Raw genomic sequence first — 17,234 nt, 5'->3', positions numbered from 1 at the left:
CGCGGACCTGCGTGGTTCGCTACGGACGAGGGAGGTCGGCGCAGGGTTGTGGAAACCCTTCAGCTTTTGCCTCCCAATCCTTAGGGTGTCATTCTGCCCCCACCCAGTACTGCGCCCCTATGCCAGCGCGACCTCCGCCGCGGCGCCCAGCCGAAGCAGCCGTTCTTCGCTCATTGGCGGCGTCAGCAGCATTGCGCCGGTGGACGGCACGCCCGTGGGCAATGTCAGCCCCGCCAGCCCCATCAGGTTGCCGATCCGCGTGTTGCGCAGCGCCATCAGGTTCTCTTCGACGAAATAGTCGAAATCGGCCTCAATGCGGGCGATATTGGCGGGCAGGCGCGGCGCGGTGGGCAGGATCACGGCGTCATAGCCCGCGACCGCCTTGGCCCAGTCCACGCGGATCGCCTCCAACCGCTGCCAGGCCGCAACGAACGCGTCCGCGCCGTGGTCGCGCCCAGAGCGGAAGCGCTCTAGGATGCCCTTATACATCTTCTCGGGCGCGGCCTCGATGACCTCGCCCCAGGTGCCGTAGGCCTCGCCGGTGAAGAGCAGCCCGGCCAGGCCCATGGCCTCGCGGATCGGCTCGAAGGCGCCGCGTTCGATGATCGCACCGGCGGCTTGCATGCGTTCGACCGCGCTTTGGAAACCGGCGGCGGGGGCGCCGTCGAGCTCTTCCATCGCGATGGTTTCTAGGACAAGGAAGCGCGTGCCCCGCAGGGTCGCGCCGCGCAGGTCCGGCGCCGTGCCGCCCTCCATGGCGGCCAGCATCAGCCCGGCGTCCTCGACCGTGCGACAGAGCGGCCCCACCGTGTCAAAGCGCGCGCAAAGCGGCACCACACCCTCCAGCGAGAGCCGCCCGGAAGTGGTCTTGAGCCCTACCAGATCGTTCCACACGGACGGAATCCGCACGGACCCGCCGGTGTCAGACCCGATCCCGCAGGGGGCCATGCCCTGCGCCACCGAGGCCGCCGCGCCAGAGGAGGAGCCGCCCGCCACCGCGTCCGGATCGTTCACGGAAGGCGGCGTTTCGGTCACGGGGTTATAACCCAACCCAGAGAAGGCCAATTCCGACATATGCGTTTTGCCCAGGCAGACCAGCCCCGCCTTGGTGGCGGCGCGCAGCACCAGGGCATCGCGGTCAGGCACCCGGCCCTCCAGCAGGGCCGAGCCCGCCTCGGTCGCCACGCCAGCCGTGTCAAACAGGTCCTTCCAAGAGATCGGCACGCCATCCAGCGGCCCGCGGCGCTGCCCCAGCTTGGCACGCTCGGCGGCGGCCTCGGCCTCGGCCAGGGCCCGATCCGCGGTCACGCGGGCGTAAACGCGATCCCGAAGGGGATGCGCATCAATGGCCGCCAGGTAGGTCTCTGCCAACGCCACCGGATCGACCTCGCCCGTCGCGATGCCCCGCCCTAGATCGCCCATGCTCGCCCAAAGCCAGTCCTGGTTCGTCATACCCGCCTCCTGTTTGTTCCCGCGGACGGTAGCGGCAGTGGGGCGCATGGACAATCCCGCAAGCGCGCCCATATCTGGGGCATGGATTACGACGTTATCATCGCGGGCGGCGGTCTGAACGGATCGGCCCTGGCTTTGGCCCTGGCAAGCGCTGGGCTGGAGGTGGCCGTGGTTGACCCGCTGCCGGTCGAGGCGCGCGTTGATCCGGGCTTTGACGGGCGCAGCTATGCGCTGGCGCTGGCGTCGCAGCGGCTCTTAGGCGCGCTGGGCCTGTGGGAGGGTCTGGCTGCGCAGGCGCAGCCGATCCTAGAGATTAAGGTCTCGGACGGGCGCGCGGGCGAGGGGCCCTCGCCCTTCGTGCTGGAGTTCGACCACGCCGAGATCGAAGAGGGCCCGATGGGCTTCCTTGTGGAGGACCGGCATCTGCGGCGCGCCTTGCTGGACGCGCTCACGGGGGCGGGGGTGACGCATGTGAGCGGCGCTCGGATCGCCGGGCATATGCCCGGCCCCGCTGGCGTGGAGGTGTCCCTCGAGGGCGCGCGCGCGCTCCACGCGCGGATGCTGGTAGGCGCCGACGGCGCCGCGTCCGCCACCGCGCAACGCGCCGGTGTAAAACGCACCGGCTGGGAATACGGCCAGACCGCGCTCGTTGCAGCGGTTGCCCACGCGTACCCGCATCGCGGCATCGCGCATCAGTTCTTTATGCCCGCCGGCCCGCTGGCGATCCTGCCCCTGACCGGGGACCGCTGCTCGATCGTGTGGACAGAGACCGACGCAGAGGCCGCGCGCATCCAAGCCCTCGATGACGCGGGTTACCTGGCCGAGCTGCGCCCGCGCTTTGGTGGCTTCCTGGGCGGGATTGAGCTTGCGGGCGCGCGCTTCACCTACCCGCTGGGGCTGTCCTTGGCGCAATCCTTTGTCGCTGACCGCGTGGCGCTGATCGGCGATGCCGCGCATCGCGTGCACCCCATCGCGGGGCAGGGGCTGAACGCTGGGCTCAAGGACGTGGCCGCACTGGCCGAGGTGCTGACGCTTGCGATGCGGCGGGGCGAGGATATCGGCCGCGCGGATGTACTGGAACGGTATCAGGCTTGGCGCCGCTTTGATGTTGCGGCGCTCGCGGCGGCGACGGATGGGTTTAATCGGCTGTTCTCAAATGATCTGGGTGGCCTGCGGGTGACGCGCGATCTTGGGCTTGCGGCGGTGAACGCGTTGCCCGGGGTGCGGCGCGGGTTCATCCGAGAGGCCGCCGGTCTTACGGGTGACCTGCCGCGGCTCTTGCAGGGTGAGATTCTGTAGGCGGGGGCGGGTTTGCCTTCGAGGCGGACGTTGGAGATCAAGCGCACAGCTCTGACAACGCTTGCCGACACCAGACGCAACAGGGCTCACATAGAGCAACCGCCCGAGATTGCCTCGGGCAGCGGCCGACCTCCCCCAGGAGGCCGCTCTTGCAAGGTAGCAACCCATTGGAACGCTGGCGTTCTCGAAGATCGCTCGCAAAACAGAGCCGATGCGCAAGCGACCTCCAGGTCGGCCGCTGCCCGGGTTGCGCTCAGTTTAAGTGGGAGGCCCTGGATCAAGCTCGGGGCGGCAAGTCTCTAATGTCCGCTCAAGCCCAAAAACCGCCGCAGCCAAATACGATCCCTAAAGCCCGCGCACCCGGCAGCGTGCCAGCTGGCTTTGGTACATCTGCCCGCGCGCCTCGACCTTGTCGGCCACTGCCAGGAGCCACGCCTTACGGTTGTAGCTGCCGCGCAGATATCCGGTCTGGCCCTCGTGATAGGCCAGGTATTGGTTGCGGGTGTCGGTCAGTGCCACGCCGGTGCGGTCGCGGGTCTGGTTCATGTACCAGCCCATGAAATCGGTGGCATCGGCGATGTCGTTGCGCTTGGCGCGGCGCTTGCCCGTGGACTTTAGGTACTCGTCCCAGGTGCCGTCGAGCGCCTGGCTGTAGCCGAAGGCCGAGGACTGGCGCCCCATCGGGATCACGCCCAGCGCAAAGCGGAACGGCGTTCGAGCGTTGCTGACAAACCTGGATTCCTGGTGGATCGTGGCCATCTGCACGTGAACCGGCACGCCCCAGCGGCGCTCGGTGCGTTTGAAGGCGCGCGTGTATTTTGGCTTCTGCTTTAGGATGCTGCACGCATTGTCCAGGTTGCGCGGCGAGCCGGAGTTGCCGCCGCCGCCGCCGCATCCCGCGAGGACCGCCATTAGTGCCATGGTGAGGAAGATCCTGCTCATCTGCCCCTCGTTGTTTTGTTTTGACGCCTTGTAGCGCAAATCCCGGCGACAGGGAATGGCTTTTCCGCAGGCGCGGCCGCAATCCACGCGACTGTGATAGCGGGGCATGGGCAGAGCTCCGCCGACTGTAAGGGCAAAGTTCACAGACTGTTTCCCTTGAATCTCGCGCCGATCCATGGACAAAAGCCGCACTGACCGTTTAGGAAAGTGTGTCAGGGGGACACGAGATATGTTGCAAACGCGGGCCAAATACCACCTGGGTCAGGTGGTGCGCCACAAAAAGCACCCGTTCCGCGGGGTAGTGTTCGACGTGGACGCAATGTTCTCGAACACCGATGAGTGGTACGAGTCGATCCCCGAGGACAGCCGCCCGCACAAAGAGCAGCCGTTCTATCACCTGCTGGCCGAGAACGATCACAGCTATTACGTGGCTTATGTTTCCGAGCAGAACCTGGTTGCGGATTACTCTGGCGAGCCGGTGGACCACCCCGACCTGCCGGATCTATTCGGCGATTTCGAGGACGGGCACTACCCGCTGCATTTCCAGCTGAACTGATCGCGTCGGGCCAAATCTCTTTGAAGAGATTTGCAACTTCCTTGGAAGGAAGTTGGGTGCGCAAGGTTCAGGTGAAGCACCCCGGCATCATGTCATGCTTCGGCGCGCAGCGCCCAAAACTCTTTCAAGAGTTTTGCCGATTTCTTGCAAGAAATCGGGGCCGGTCAAGGCAGATCGGTGTTACTCTGCCATGTCCACCGCGGCGCCGGACGCTCTCCAGGCCTTAAACCCGCCCTCCATCTCGGCAATATTCTCGGCGCCCATATCCTGTAGGGCCTTGGCCGAGAGCGCAGAGCGCCAGGCGCTGGCGCAGAACAGCACCAGTGTTTTGTCCGTCGCCAGCGCTTCCTTGTGGTAGGGCGAGGCGGGGTCCACCCAGAATTCCAGCATACCGCGCGGGGCGTGAAACGCGCCGGGCACGCGGCCCTCGCGCTGCAGCTCGCGGATGTCTCGGATGTCGACCAGAAGCGCCGTGCCGGCCTCCTGCGCTGCGCGCGCCTCTTCGACGCTGAGGCTTTTGATCTCTTGCTTGGCCTCGTGGACCAGCTCCTTTACGGGGCGAATGGGCATTTGTGAGCCTCCCTAATAGCCAATGGCGCAGCCGTCCTTGCGCGGGTCAGAGGCGCCTTCGAGCACCCCATTCATGTGGTCGATGCGGATCATCTGGGCCCCGCCGATGCCGGTCTGCGGCACAACGACGTTGTGGCCCATATCGGACAGCTCTTGGCGCACCGCGTCCGAGTACCCCTTCTCGACCCGCATCTCGCCCTCCTCGGTGAAGCAGCGCGGCGCGTCGATGGCCGCCTGCGGGTCCAAACCGAAATCGACGATATTGGTCACCATGCGGGCGTGGCCGCAGGACTGGTACTGCCCGCCCATCACGCCGAACGTGGCCGAAAGCCGCCCGTCAGAGCGCAGCATCCCAGGGATAATCGTGTGCATCGGGCGCTTGCCCGCGCCCGCTTCGTTGGGGTGGCCCGCCTCGAGCGTGAAACCGGCGCCGCGGTTCTGGAACAGGATGCCGTATTTGTCCGAGGCCAGCCCCGAGCCGAAGCTGTGGAAGATCGAGTAGATCAAGGACACGGCCATGCGATCTTTGTCGATCACCGTGATGTAGATCGTGTCGCGATGCACCGCCTCGCTGATGGCCGTTGGATCCGGCATCGCGCGGTCGGGGTCGATCAGCGCGGCGAGCTTTGCTGCGGTCTCGGGCGACAGCATATGATCGAGCCGCGCCATGTGGTCCGGGTCGGCGATAAAGCGGTTGCGCGCGTCATAGGCCAGTTTGGCGGCCTCGATTTCGATATGCGCGCGCGTGGAGCCGAATGGGTCCATCGCGGGCAGGTCGAACTGCGCCAGCATATTGTTGAGCAAGATCGCGGTCGCGCCCTGGCCGTTGGGCGGATGTTCGACAAGCTCCAGCCCCTTGTAATCGCCCCGGATCGGCGTTGTGTAGTCACAGCGTGTTGCCGCGAAATCTTCTAGCGTGTGACTGCCGCCCAGCGCGCGCAGCGAGGCGACCATGTCCTCGGCGATCTCGCCCTCGTAGAAACCGGCCCGGCCCTCTTTGGCAATGCGGCGCAGCACCTCTGCCTGCTGCGGGTGGCGAAACAGCTGCCCCGTCTGGGGGGGCTGGCCCTGGCTCAGATAGAAGTTCCGGGCGCCGCCCTGCAATTTCTCCGCGCTGCCAGACCAGTCGAGCGCGACGCGCGGCGCTACGGGCACCCCGTTCTGCGCATAGGCGATGGCCGGAGCGAGGATCGCCTCGACACCCAGCAGGCCGTAATCCGCCGCAAGCGTGCACACCGCGTCGACCGCGCCGGGCACGGTGACCGCATCGGCGGTGTCGACGGGGATGTCTTGCAGGCCGCGTTCCCTGAGCGCGGCGGCGGAGAGGCCCGCCGGGGCGCGGCCGGAGCCGTTCAGCGCGACGATCTCTTCGGTGCCCGCAGGTTTGACAAGAGCGAACAGATCGCCCCCAATCCCGGTCATCTGCGGCTCGCATATGCCCAGCAGAACCGCGCCCGCAAGGGCCGCATCGACGGCGTTTCCACCAGCTTGAAGCGTGTCCACCGCAATCTTTGCCGCCAGAGGATGCGAGGTGGCGCATATGCCGTTGGCCGCAAAAACCGGTGCCCGCCCGGGCAAGTGAAAATCGCGCATGAACGCCTCCCTTATATTCGAAGGCGAGCCTATCTCGAAAATTCTTGGGCGCCAGCCCAAATACGGCGCAAGCCATGGGCGCGCGTTCGGTTCGGGGGAGTATACCTGCGGGAGTCATTCCCGACGCCGTGTGCTGGGTGGGGGCTATGTTGACGCGGCGTCGGGAGAAGCTATGCAGCTACAGGGGCGTTATTCGCGTACAATTCGGGCCGGTTTTTGAACGAATTGCGGCGATTTGTGGAAATTGTCGCTGAATCGTGAATTCAGCCCAAAAAATCCTCCGCGACCACGGACCCCTGGCGGAACCGGCGCGGCGCGGTGTCGGCTATTCCTGCGCGGGCACGCAGAATTGCAGGATGTTGCAATCGCCCGAGCGGCGGTACCGCAACTCTTTCGTCATCTGCTGGATCAGGAACCAGCCAAAGCCGCCCTCTGGCAAACCCTCAAGCTCTTCACCGATCTCGACGCTGTCAACCATGGGGATAGCCCCGTTCGGCATCGGTTGACCGTTGTCTTGGACATCGAAATGCAAGCCACCGGTAGCCAGCCTGTGGTCCAGAACGACCGCACCGTCGCTGCGCCCCGCATAGGCGTGCTTGACCACGTTGTTTAGAACCTCGGCCAGCACTTGCTCGGCGTCCGCGCAAAGGCGCGGGTGAGCGCCCCAATCGCACCAGGTCTTCTGCGCCTTGATCAGAACATTGCGCACCACGAATGGATCTGATCGAAACTCAATACGATGTGCGGGGTCACTCACGTCAAAGGGGGTCCTTCAAGAGGCGCGGGCCAGCTCTGCGATCGCGGTTCGGGCATCCTTGTGGATCGTAAAGACCGTTTCCATGCGGGTGAGGCGGAAAACCTTCTCTACCGTGGTGGTCAGCGCCGCGAGCTCCAGCGATCTGCCGCTGTCGAGATGCTTCATCGCGGCAACCAGGGCCCCCAGGCCGCTGCTGTCCAGAAACTCTACCTTACTCATGTCCAGGACCACGCGCTCCGGTCCATCAGTGGCAAGCTCTCGCACTTTTTCCTTGAACTGTATGGCAACCGCAGCGTCGATTCGCGATTCATTCACCAGAATCAGCACCGCATCGCTGTAGACCTGACATTCCATTTGCATGGCTCTCTCCGCCGTTGATGCTGGGTTACGCTAGACGGAAATCGTTACCATCCGGTATGCAGGGGCCAATTCACAGACAGGGGGACGATTCTTATGCGGGACGTGATAATTGCAGGCGCGGCGCGCACGCCGATGGGCGGTTTTCAGGGCGCGCTTTCGGGCGCGACTGCGGCCGAGCTGGGCGGCACGGCGATCAAGGCCGCGTTGGAGGCCTCCGGCGCCGCGCCGGCGGCGGTTGAGGAGGTCCTGATGGGCTGCGTACTGCCGGCGGGGCAGGGGCAGGCCCCGGCGCGCCAGGCGGGGTTCGCGGCGGGCCTCGGCGACGCGGTTCCCGCGACCACGCTCAACAAGATGTGCGGCTCGGGCATGAAGACCGCGATGGTCGCCTTTGATCAGATCGCGCTGGGCCAGGCGGATGTCATGGTCGCCGGCGGCATGGAGAGCATGACCAACGCGCCCTATCTGCTACCGAACATGCGCGGCGGCGCCCGCATCGGGCACGGCGCGGCGCAGGACCACATGTTCCTTGATGGGCTCGAGGACGCCTATGACAAAGGCCGCCTGATGGGCACCTTCGCCGAGGACACCGCCGAGAAGTACCAGCTTTCGCGCGAGGCGCAGGACGAATACGCGCTGCGCTCGCTGAGCCGCGCGCAGACGGCGCAGGCCGAGGGCGCGTTTGAGGCCGAGATCACTCCGGTGACGCTGGCCACCCGCAGGGGCGCGGTCACGGTGGGTGAGGACGAGCAGCCCGGCAATGCGCGCCCCGACAAGATCCCGCACCTCAAGCCGGCCTTCCGCAAGGACGGCACGGTGACGGCGGCAAACTCCTCGTCGATCAGCGACGGGGCGGCGGCGCTGGTGCTGGCCTCTGCCGAGGCCGTGGCCGAGCAGGGGCTGACCGCGCGCGCGCGCATCCTGGGCCATGCCAGCCACGCCCACGCGCCCAACTGGTTCACCACCGCGCCGGTGCCCGCGGCGCAGAAGCTGCTGGAGCGGATCGGATGGGACAAGGATGACGTGGACCTGTGGGAGGTCAACGAGGCCTTCGCCGTCGTGCCGATGGTCTTCATGCAAGAGATGGGGCTTCGCCCCGAGATCGTGAACGTCAATGGCGGCGCCTGCGCGCTGGGCCATCCGATTGGCGCCTCCGGCACGCGGATCATTGCGACGCTGCTTAACGCCCTCGAAAAGAGGGGGCTCAAGCGCGGCGTGGCCGCCATCTGCATCGGCGGGGGCGAGGGCACCGCGATCGCGATCGAGCGGGTCTAGGCTCTGCGCTGGGAGGGCGCTTTCGAATGGCTCCTCATAGGTGCCATTCGAAACGACGGTTCGCCCAAACCGGCCCGCCGAGTTGGCTTAGGACACCCAAGCGGTGATAGGGCAGCAGCACAAAGCCGTGCGGGTTTACCGTCTCGACCTGAACGCGCTCAGTGTGTATCAGCCCCATTGAATGGACGGCATGCTTCAGCCATTGGATGAAGGACATTTGAGGTGGGAGTTAAGATAATGATTGCAGCGCTTAAAAATGTCGGTCCTTGTGGCGCCGTCAAAGACATGACCTTCATCCAAAAACGTCGCGGAGCACTCTAATGCCCACCGCACTTGTCACCGGCGCGGCCGGCTTTATCGGGTTTTACGTCTGCCGCAAGCTCTTGGGCGAGGGCTGGCGTGTGATCGGCTTGGATTCCATGTCTGACTATTACGATGTGGAGCTGAAAAAGGCCCGCGAGCGCCAGCTGCGCCAATCTGCGGATTACCGTTCCGTGTTGGGCAAGGTTGAGACGCCGGGGCTGCTGATGCAGCTCTTTGAGCAAGAGCGCCCCGATGCAGTGATCCACCTCGCCGCGCAGGCCGGGGTGCGCTACTCGATCGAGAACCCGCGCTCTTACCTTGAGGCCAACATCGTCGGCACGTTTGAACTGCTGGAGGCCGCGCGCGCCTACCCGCCGCAGCACATGCTCTTGGCGTCAACCTCCTCTGCCTTCGGGGCCAACACGGTCATGCCCTATACCGAGACCGACCGGGCCGACCACCAGATGTCGTTCTACGCGGCCACCAAGAAATCGACCGAGAGCATGGCGCATTCCTACGCGCATCTGTTCGACCTGCCGATCACGATGTTCCGCTTCTTCACGGTCTACGGGCCGTGGGGGCGGCCCGATATGGCACTGTTTAAGTTCACCAAGGCGATCCTCGAGGGCAGGCCCATCGACGTCTACAACCATGGCGACATGAAGCGCGACTTCACCTATGTCGAGGATCTCGTCCACGCGATCTGGCTGCTGATCGCGACCGCGCCGGAGCGCCCCGCGGACGGCGTCGTGCCGGATGGTGACAGCCTGTCGCCGGTGGCGCCCTTCCGGGTGGTGAATATCGGTAACTCACACGCGGTGCAGCTGACGGATTTCATCGCCGCGATCGAGGCCGCGACCGGAACGCCCGCCGCGCGCAATCTGCTGCCAATGCAGCCCGGGGACGTGCCCGCAACTTGGGCGAATGCCGACCTGTTGAAGGCCCTCACCGGATATGCGCCCGAAACCGGTGTCACCGAGGGCGTCCGGAACTTTGTCGACTGGTATCGCGGGTACTATGACGTCTGAGGAGCAATGGTCGCGGGCGTTTGCACGGTCATATCCTGCGCAGCGGCCATCACGCCAAGAAGGCGCTCTATCCCATGCGCAAACGTGCCGTCAGTTTGGCCGCATTCCGGCTCAAAATCCTCTGCTTGCAGCGACAGATCTGCCATCCGAGTTAAAATCGGCGCCTTAAGCCAACACATCATTCCGGCAGGAAAACTAAAGTTTGCAGGCATTGGCCCCAGTTCAACGCGCTGCAACAGTTCAGACACCCGTAGCTTGTTTGCCCCCAATTGCTTGGCCCATCAAAGGCGTGCCCATTGGCGGTTAAAATGGCGGCCTTCGGGACTGCGAACCCCGCAGCGGGTCCAGACCCGGCTTGCTGCGATGAATCACCGGGTGCTGCGCCGTTTCGCTGTGAAGACGCGCGCGCATCGACAGGTAGACACCATGGATCGGGGTGGCTGCGGGGCGTTTTCCGTCCCCGAAGGAAATCTTCTTGTTATGCACGGCGATGATGGCATTCATCAAAACCGTGCCGCCGTGCTGGAGACGATGCGAACCCTCAACCCAGAACTGCGCGTGATTCTCACGGTCTCACCGGTGCCTATGACCGTCACATACCCGGGAAAACAGTGGTTGTGGCAACGATGCGGAGTTCGTTGTTCTCGCCAGCGCCCGGGTGACGCGCGTGTAGGCTCCAGCTAGATCCCGCGGTATTGATCATACTAGATCCTTTAGTTCAGCCCGGCGAAACGGCGCGCGCCTTCGGGAAGCGTTCCAAAATATGTGACCGCCGGGGAGGGTGCGACCGCAAACTCGGCGTGCCGAATCCTGCGATATTCCTCCATGAATTGCGCCATGGGATGCTCTTGGCGCGGCACATTCGTCGCCACGCCTCCGTGGAACTGGTGGAACACGCCCTCTCCCAAAAGCACGACACCGCCAAGGTCCGGTTCTGCCAGGACGCGGTTACGAAAATCATGGTTCACCAACCCGCCCCCTGGCGATTGGAACCGCGTCTCAAAACCACCAATGCGCTGAAACGTGTCATGTCGCATCGCCAGCCAACTGCATTCCGGAGGAATGCGCCCAAAGAACCCCGGATTAGACGACTGCGCTAAAGTCGAGATTTCAAACAGCCGATATCCGTCATCCGGCCACTTTATGCTGTCTAGAAGCTGATCCTCTTCTGTCTGACCATACCCTTTGAGCATCGAGTCGTTTTGAACCTCGGGGCCCAAATGCCAGGACAAGCCCACCACGAAGGGCTGCGTTTTCAAGGGCAGGGCGCTTAGTGTGGCTCCGATCAAGCCCGGGCTGGCCATGCGCGCGCCGTCCACGATCACGGCAACATAGCGCCCTTTGGCCTGAGACACGCCAAAGTTCACCGCGTCGACGGGTGAGACAGAGTCGGTTTCAAGGGCATGATAGGTAATCTGGGGGCCAAGCGCCGTCACCTCGGCGGGATCTAACGGTGCCGAGGATCCGTTGTCGATGGCAAGGACCTCATAGCTTTGCGGATCAACCCCTTGCTGATAGGGCGGCACCAATGACCGCAAGGTGCGGGCCGCTTCGCGCCGCATGTTGTGGAAAATAACGACGATCGACAGCATTATGGTTTCCGAAACCAGACGCCAGACCAATCCTGTGTGTGCATCTCCGGCAAGGGCTGGTCCCGTCCGGCGAAGAAATCCTGAACGGCCTTCCGGCAGGGGGGCAGCACGCCCCAATCGTCTATGATCACGATGCCGCCGGGGCAGACCTTGTCATAGAGCGCGGTTAGGGCGTCCATCGTCGACTCGTAGAGGTCCCCATCCAGGCGCAGCAGCGCCAAGCTCTCTGTCGGCGCGTCGCACAGCGTGTCCTTGAACCAGCCCTTCCGTAATGGGCCAGTTGATGTCAAGGACAGCGTTTTCACCCTCAAAAACCCGGGAACCGACGAAGGTTTCCGGGGTGCCTGCCAGGCGCAGTGAGGTTCACAGCGGAGTGATTGTGCTGTGGCGATGGGGAATATGCCAGTGTTGTTGGCCTCGCCTGTCGGCATGCCTGCTCACCGTGATGTGTCTGCGCCGGGCTCGTGCTTCCGTCCGTGGTCAGCGCAATGGCTGCCAACTTCATACCTTGTCCGGTTCGGCTCCCGAGTGTCGATCTTCAGGGCGCGCTCAACCCTGGAACGGGTCGGCAGATGGCAGCTTGCGTACATCATCGGGGACCGCGTCCCGGCTGGGACACTGGTGGGCCGGCACCGTCAGGTGCGGCCGAACGCTCCTTGTGCTGAAAACATTTCAATCATGGATGCGGGGCGCTCAGGCGTTCTGCCGGAGCGCCATCGCCTCGTCACGGGTGAAGCGGAACCCGGTTCCATCCACCCACATCCGGTGCAGCACCACGCCGATGCGACGGGCCAGCGCCACGGTGGCACGTCTCTTCCCACGACGCTCGGCAAGGCGCAGCGCCCAGGACTTGAGCCAGTTCGGGCCGCCATGATGCAGCATCACGTTGGCCGCCTGGTAGAGCGCCGCCCGGAGACCTGCGTCTCCGACCTTGGTGATCGCGCCCACAATGGACCGCTCGCCGGATTCATCCCGCCCCGGCGTCAGCCCGACCCAGGGGCCAACATCACGAGATCGTTTGAAGCGTGTGGGATCATCGATCGCGGCCTTCACCGTCAGCGCAACGACGGCACCCACACCGGGCATGGTCATCAGCAGGCGACAGATCGGATCGATCTTCGCCTGATCGCGCACCATCTTCTCGAACCCCGCAAGTTCCCTTCGCAGCTCTGCGCGGGCACGCAGGATCGGCTCAATAGCCGCTTTCAGCACAGTATTGCCCGCCGCCAGGTCCCTGACCCGCTGGTCATAGCGACCTTTCGAGACGGGTCCCATCTTCAGGCCAAAGTTGCGCAACACGCCCCGCACCGACAGTTCCAACTGGATCAGTACCTTCTGGATCGCCTTGCGCGCCGTCAGCAACACGCGTGTTTCCTGAGCAGGAACCGACTTGCAGTGCACGGCGCTGAACCAACCCATCTGCAGGAGATGCGCGATCCCCTGTGCATCCCGCCGATCCGTCTTGATCGGGCTTGCTTTCAGCGCCGCCTTCACTTGCCGCGTTTCCATCAGGATCGCGGGTAGCCCGGCCTCGGTCAGCCCCTTGTGAAGCCATTGGGACAGTGGACCCGCTTCCAGGCCAATCCCGGTAATCTCGCAGGGCAAGGCCTTGAGGAAGCTGACCAACACTTCCGGCTCGCTGGCGACGTCAGTTTCCTTCAGGATCTTGCCGCGATCACCGAGCACGCAAACAGCCGTGCTTGCCAGAGAGACGTCCAGTCCGATAAAGATATCCATGTCGTTGTCCTTTCTATTCTTTGGAATTGAGGCGCGCCATCTGGCAAGACCTCGTAGACACGCATCATGCGTATCAAAGGGCAACGACACCCTCTCTGCGACACCGCTTCAAGCGTAACGACCGAGATTCGCGCCGAGGCCCATTACGGTATCTTCAGGAAGTGGATATGCGCCTCGAGCAGGCCATAGGCGGCGAAGTTAGCCTTCACCTCGTCCAGCGAGACGGCCAGCTCGGGGTAGGCGGACTTGTCGAGTTGCAACCCCTTGTCTGGCTCTTTTTGGCTGACGGGTAGGCCTTCGAAGCTGTCGGCCAGGATCACCTTGCGCCCGCCAATCCCGTGGTCGCGCAGATATCCCGCCATGAAGATGCAGGCCCCCCCGCGCCAGACCCCGCACTCCATCAGGTCGCCGGGGATGCCGTCGCCGATGATCTTGTCGAGGCAGACATGCAGCCCATTGAGGCGCGCGCGCCCGATCATCGTATGACTGAAGCCCGAATTGCGGATATTGCGGTCCATGAACTGGCCGATGCTGCGCGCCGCGCGGAGCTTCTCGAATTGCTCGGGCAGGGCGGCGCGGATGTCGTGATACGTGGCGAAGTCAAAGGTTTCTTCGCCGGACAAGCAGGCCCGCAGATAGAGCAGCCGCAGTTCGTCGTCGAGATACATCTCGTTCAGGAGGCACCGCTTCAGCAAATCGAGATACATACTCACACCCGGCGACAAACAAGCCCCAAATTGTGTGGGGCTTGCTGTATCGTAGGTCTCTGTGGAGACTAAGGCAAGGATGCCTCACTCGATGGTCAGGGCCTCGACTTGGCCTTCAAGCGCCTCGATCTTTGCTTCTTGCGCCAGTGTATAGAGCGTCAGCTCTTCGACCTTCTTCAGAAGCGTCATCTGCATCGCGGTCATGTTCAGCGAGCCGGTGTTGATCTCGGTCGCCGAGGGCACATTCGGCAGATGGTTGTTCGCGATGATGAAGGCGCCGACCTCTGCAAGCGGCATCAGCTCGTAATCCGGCGCGAAGACGTAATCCGGCACGTTGAGGTTGGTGCCGTTGACCGAAAACGCCGCGCCCGCGGGCAGCTCGATCCCGGAGGCGCTGACCTCCGCCCAACGGTCGCCGCCCGACACGGTTGGACCGGCCAACAAGATCTCGTTGTTGTTCAGCGAAATCTGGCTGCGCTGGGTGGTGCCGTCGCTGTCAGTGGCGAGGATCCGGCGGTTGTCGGTGCTGTCTGATTGCATGCGAATCTGGACCGCATTGCCGTCATTGCTGGAAAAGCGGACAAGTTTGAGGCCGTTGCCGGAAATCTCAAGCGCTTCGCTCGAATTGTTGTTGATCTCAAGCGCTGCTGCAGGGTTGTTGGTACCCATCCCGATATTAGCCGTACTGTCGACATAGAGCGCATCGGGCTCGATGCGGAACGGCAGTCCAGAGCCGTTGGTCACGTCTCGGACGAAAAAATTCGACTCGTTACCCGCCAGGTCCCAGGTCTGCGGGGTAAAGCCCTGGGAACCGTCCTGCTCCAGCCGCAGGGTGGGCGTGTTGCCTTCCGCAACATGCAGGTTCACCACGGGGTTGGAGGTGCCGATGCCCACATCGCCGTCGTCTTCGACATAAAGCGCGTTGGCGCGGGCGCCAGCCTCAATGCGGAAGGGGAAGCGGTTCGCATCGACATCCTGGACGGCGAAGTAGTTCGCGCCGCCATTGCTGCTGTCATTGATCTGGATGCGCCAGTCATTGGTGGGGAAGCTTGCCGACGAAGAGGTGTCTTGGAAGTGCACGCGAAGGTTGTTTTCCTGGAACCGCTGAGTGTCGGAGCCAAAGGCCGGCGCGGCGGGGCAGTCGACGCCCACACAAAGGCTGCCATCCACCACGACATCCGACAGGAAAACCGGGCCACCGGCATGTGCTGGGATCGCCGCCATAAGCGACATCATTGCACCGGCCGAGGTCGTGTAAATCAAATTGCGATGAGACATGATCTATTGCTCCTTATTAAAATTGAACCCAGCGGGAGAATCCCATTAGGCGAGTAAATTCCAAAATCAGAATACCTGATTCTACCAATTGGGTAAAATAAATTGACGTTAGGTAAGCCTGTAGGGTGGCGAAAGTCCGCCATTCCATACCTAATGCGCTATTCACGCTTACAAGATTTTCCGTGGCTTTTGGGCAATTGAAACGCCAAGCCAATCTGGAGCCTTAAACGGCTCCAGACATTTTGCCGTACTGTTGGACTTATCTGTCCGCCAAGAGCTGGTCGATGAGCTTCTGCTGCTCTAGCGTGTAAAGCGTCAGCTCTTCCACCTTCTTCAGCAGCGTCAGCTGCATCTCTGTCATGTCGAGGCCGGCCTCTTTGATCTCCGCCGCCGAGGGAACCTCTGGCAGGTGGTTGTTCTCAACGATAAAGGCGCCGACCTCTGCCAGCGGCATCAGCTCGTAATCCGGCGCGAAGACGTAATCCGGTACGTTGAGGTCGGTGCCGTTGACCGAAAACGCCGCGCCCGCGGGCAGCTCGATCCCGGTGGCGCTGACCTCCGCCCAACGGTCGCCGCCCGACACGGTTGGACCGGCCAACAAGATCGCGGTGTTGTTCAGCGAAATCTGGCTGCGCTGGGTGGTGCCGTCGCTGTCAGTGGCGAGGATCCGGCGGTTGTCGGCGCTGTCTGATTGCAGGCGAATCTGAACCGCATTGCCGTCGCTGCTGGAGAAGCGGACAAGTTTGAGGCCGTTGCCGGAAATCTTAAGCGCTTCGGCCGAACTGTCGTTGATCTCAAGCGCTGCTGTAGGGTCGTTGGTACCCATCCCGATATTACCCGTAGTGTCGACATAGAGCGCATTGTTGGGCGCAGTGCGCCTGATGCGGAACGGAAGCGCAGAGCCGTTCGTCGCATCACGGATGAAAAAGTTCGTCTCGTTGCCCGCCACGTCCCAGGTCTGCGGGGTAAAGCCCTGGGAACCGTTCTGCTCTAGTCGAAGGGTGGGCGTGTTGCCATCCGTAACATGCACGTTCACCAAGGGGTTGGAGGTGCCCAGTCCGATGTCGCCGCTGTTATCCACGTAAAGCGAATGGCTGGGCGCGCCTGCCAAGATGGTGAAGGGCGTGCGGCCGCCGTCGATATTATCGATCGAGAATTTGTTCTGCCCGCCATTAGAGCTGTCATTGGCGGTGATCTGCCAGTCAGTGGTGGGGAAGCTTGCCGAGTTCGAAGTGTCCTGGAACTTGATCCGCAGGTTGTTTTCCTTCAGCCGGATCGTGTCAAAGCCAAAGCTCTCACCGTTCGTACAGTCAAAGCCGACGCAGAGCGAGCCGTCGACAATCAGATCATCCAAGATTACTTGATCCGCCTGCGCGAATGGCGTCGAGAAAACGGTTATGGCCGCGGCAAGGCCCGCGAAATTCCTATACATCAATTTGGTCATTAAAGATTGCTCCTAGATATCTTCTCGTTACCCTCAGAAGGATTGATGCCTTCAATCCAGTTACTTGTTGTTTGGGGCCCAGGGCGGAACACAAAAAAAAAAATGCCAGTCGGGCCTCCGCTGGATTTTTAACCCATTTTTTTCCAACGGTCTACTACGCCCTGTTTCTCAAGTGTTATGCCGCAATGGGATGCGACCTGCGACCCGGCCAGTTTCGACCAGCCCCCATCGCCCGGTCGAGGAGTTGCAAGCCGATCTGGACGCGTGCCTGGCCAAGCACAACGAACCGCGGCGACACAATCGCGGCGTGAGGCGCGCCAGTTGAGACCGCGGTATCGATCATG

The 17,234-nt window shown here is 62.9% G+C and carries 18 protein-coding genes; 4 read left to right on the top strand and 14 right to left on the bottom strand.

From position 1 onward, the window contains the following. Positions 1–117 precede the first annotated feature (117 nt). Positions 118–1,452, bottom strand: a complete 1,335-nt coding sequence (locus AIOL_RS17640) for an amidase (protein ID WP_049645518.1) — start codon at positions 1,450–1,452, stop codon at positions 118–120. A gap of 81 nt (positions 1,453–1,533) precedes the next feature. On the opposite strand from AIOL_RS17640, the gene AIOL_RS17635 reads away from it, so the two are divergent. Then, positions 1,534–2,751: an FAD-dependent monooxygenase gene (locus AIOL_RS17635; protein WP_049644191.1), complete on the top strand. Its 1,218-nt coding sequence runs from the start codon at positions 1,534–1,536 to the stop codon at positions 2,749–2,751. Between the two features lie 345 nt (positions 2,752–3,096). Here the strand turns inward: AIOL_RS17635 and AIOL_RS17630 are convergent, their stop codons facing one another. Beyond that, complete coding sequence (locus AIOL_RS17630; RefSeq protein WP_049645517.1) at positions 3,097–3,693, bottom strand: transglycosylase SLT domain-containing protein; 597 nt, start codon at positions 3,691–3,693, stop codon at positions 3,097–3,099. Between the two features lie 229 nt (positions 3,694–3,922). On the opposite strand from AIOL_RS17630, the gene hspQ reads away from it, so the two are divergent. Then, complete coding sequence (gene hspQ, locus AIOL_RS17625; RefSeq protein ID WP_049644190.1) at positions 3,923–4,249, top strand: heat shock protein HspQ; 327 nt, start codon at positions 3,923–3,925, stop codon at positions 4,247–4,249. Between the two features lie 180 nt (positions 4,250–4,429). Here the strand turns inward: hspQ and AIOL_RS17620 are convergent, their stop codons facing one another. The 4 genes from AIOL_RS17620 to AIOL_RS17605 all read right to left on the bottom strand — a co-directional run bounded on the left by AIOL_RS17620 (position 4,430) and on the right by AIOL_RS17605 (position 7,529). Further along, positions 4,430–4,819, bottom strand: a complete 390-nt coding sequence (locus AIOL_RS17620) for a rhodanese-like domain-containing protein (protein ID WP_049644189.1) — start codon at positions 4,817–4,819, stop codon at positions 4,430–4,432. A 12-nt stretch (positions 4,820–4,831) separates the two neighbouring features. Beyond that, the gene (locus tag AIOL_RS17615) at positions 4,832–6,412 is read right to left on the bottom strand and encodes a gamma-glutamyltransferase family protein (RefSeq protein WP_049644188.1); all 1,581 of its coding nucleotides are present in this window, start codon (positions 6,410–6,412) and stop codon (positions 4,832–4,834) included. Positions 6,413–6,737: 325 nt separating this feature from the next. Then, the gene (locus AIOL_RS17610; protein ID WP_082152659.1) at positions 6,738–7,169 is read right to left on the bottom strand and encodes an ATP-binding protein; all 432 of its coding nucleotides are present in this window, start codon (positions 7,167–7,169) and stop codon (positions 6,738–6,740) included. A 15-nt stretch (positions 7,170–7,184) separates the two neighbouring features. Then, on the bottom strand, positions 7,185–7,529 hold the full coding sequence (locus tag AIOL_RS17605) for an STAS domain-containing protein (RefSeq protein WP_049644186.1): 345 nt from the start codon (positions 7,527–7,529) through the stop codon (positions 7,185–7,187). Between the two features lie 93 nt (positions 7,530–7,622). Here AIOL_RS17605 and AIOL_RS17600 point away from each other — a divergent pair, with 93 nt between their 5' ends. Beyond that, positions 7,623–8,801 (top strand): thiolase family protein, encoded by a 1,179-nt coding sequence (locus AIOL_RS17600; protein ID WP_049644185.1) that lies wholly within the window; start codon positions 7,623–7,625, stop codon positions 8,799–8,801. 320 nt (positions 8,802–9,121) lie between these two features. After that, positions 9,122–10,132 (top strand): NAD-dependent epimerase/dehydratase family protein, encoded by a 1,011-nt coding sequence (locus tag AIOL_RS17590; RefSeq protein ID WP_049644183.1) that lies wholly within the window; start codon positions 9,122–9,124, stop codon positions 10,130–10,132. Here AIOL_RS17590 and AIOL_RS25190 read toward each other — a convergent pair. The 8 genes from AIOL_RS25190 to AIOL_RS23995 all read right to left on the bottom strand — a co-directional run bounded on the left by AIOL_RS25190 (position 10,120) and on the right by AIOL_RS23995 (position 16,890). Further along, complete coding sequence (locus AIOL_RS25190) at positions 10,120–10,380, bottom strand: rhamnan synthesis F family protein (protein WP_160314515.1); 261 nt, start codon at positions 10,378–10,380, stop codon at positions 10,120–10,122. The two genes, AIOL_RS17590 and AIOL_RS25190, sit on opposite strands and share 13 nt — an antisense overlap. 55 nt (positions 10,381–10,435) lie before the next feature. Next, positions 10,436–10,636, bottom strand: coding sequence for a hypothetical protein (locus tag AIOL_RS17585; protein WP_049644182.1), 201 nt, complete (start codon positions 10,634–10,636; stop codon positions 10,436–10,438). 209 nt (positions 10,637–10,845) lie between these two features. Further along, on the bottom strand, positions 10,846–11,724 hold the full coding sequence (locus AIOL_RS17580; RefSeq protein ID WP_049644181.1) for a glycosyltransferase family 2 protein: 879 nt from the start codon (positions 11,722–11,724) through the stop codon (positions 10,846–10,848). After that, positions 11,724–12,014: a TylF/MycF/NovP-related O-methyltransferase gene (locus AIOL_RS24575; protein ID WP_200898764.1), complete on the bottom strand. Its 291-nt coding sequence runs from the start codon at positions 12,012–12,014 to the stop codon at positions 11,724–11,726. Before AIOL_RS24575 ends, AIOL_RS17580 begins: the two co-directional genes overlap by 1 nt. A gap of 403 nt (positions 12,015–12,417) precedes the next feature. Continuing rightward, on the bottom strand, positions 12,418–13,461 hold the full coding sequence (locus AIOL_RS17570) for an IS110 family transposase (protein WP_049641827.1): 1,044 nt from the start codon (positions 13,459–13,461) through the stop codon (positions 12,418–12,420). 143 nt (positions 13,462–13,604) lie between these two features. After that, the gene (locus AIOL_RS17565) at positions 13,605–14,168 is read right to left on the bottom strand and encodes a TylF/MycF/NovP-related O-methyltransferase (protein WP_049644179.1); all 564 of its coding nucleotides are present in this window, start codon (positions 14,166–14,168) and stop codon (positions 13,605–13,607) included. Positions 14,169–14,252: 84 nt separating this feature from the next. After that, positions 14,253–15,446: a hypothetical protein gene (locus AIOL_RS24000; RefSeq protein ID WP_152912580.1), complete on the bottom strand. Its 1,194-nt coding sequence runs from the start codon at positions 15,444–15,446 to the stop codon at positions 14,253–14,255. A gap of 259 nt (positions 15,447–15,705) precedes the next feature. Next, positions 15,706–16,890, bottom strand: coding sequence for a hypothetical protein (locus tag AIOL_RS23995; RefSeq protein ID WP_053101300.1), 1,185 nt, complete (start codon positions 16,888–16,890; stop codon positions 15,706–15,708). Positions 16,891–17,234 lie beyond the last annotated feature (344 nt).

Source organism: Candidatus Rhodobacter oscarellae (genome assembly GCF_001078595.1).
Classification (GTDB): domain Bacteria; phylum Pseudomonadota; class Alphaproteobacteria; order Rhodobacterales; family Rhodobacteraceae; genus Rhodobacter_B; species Rhodobacter_B oscarellae.
This window is presented reverse-complemented; position numbering and strand designations above follow the sequence as displayed.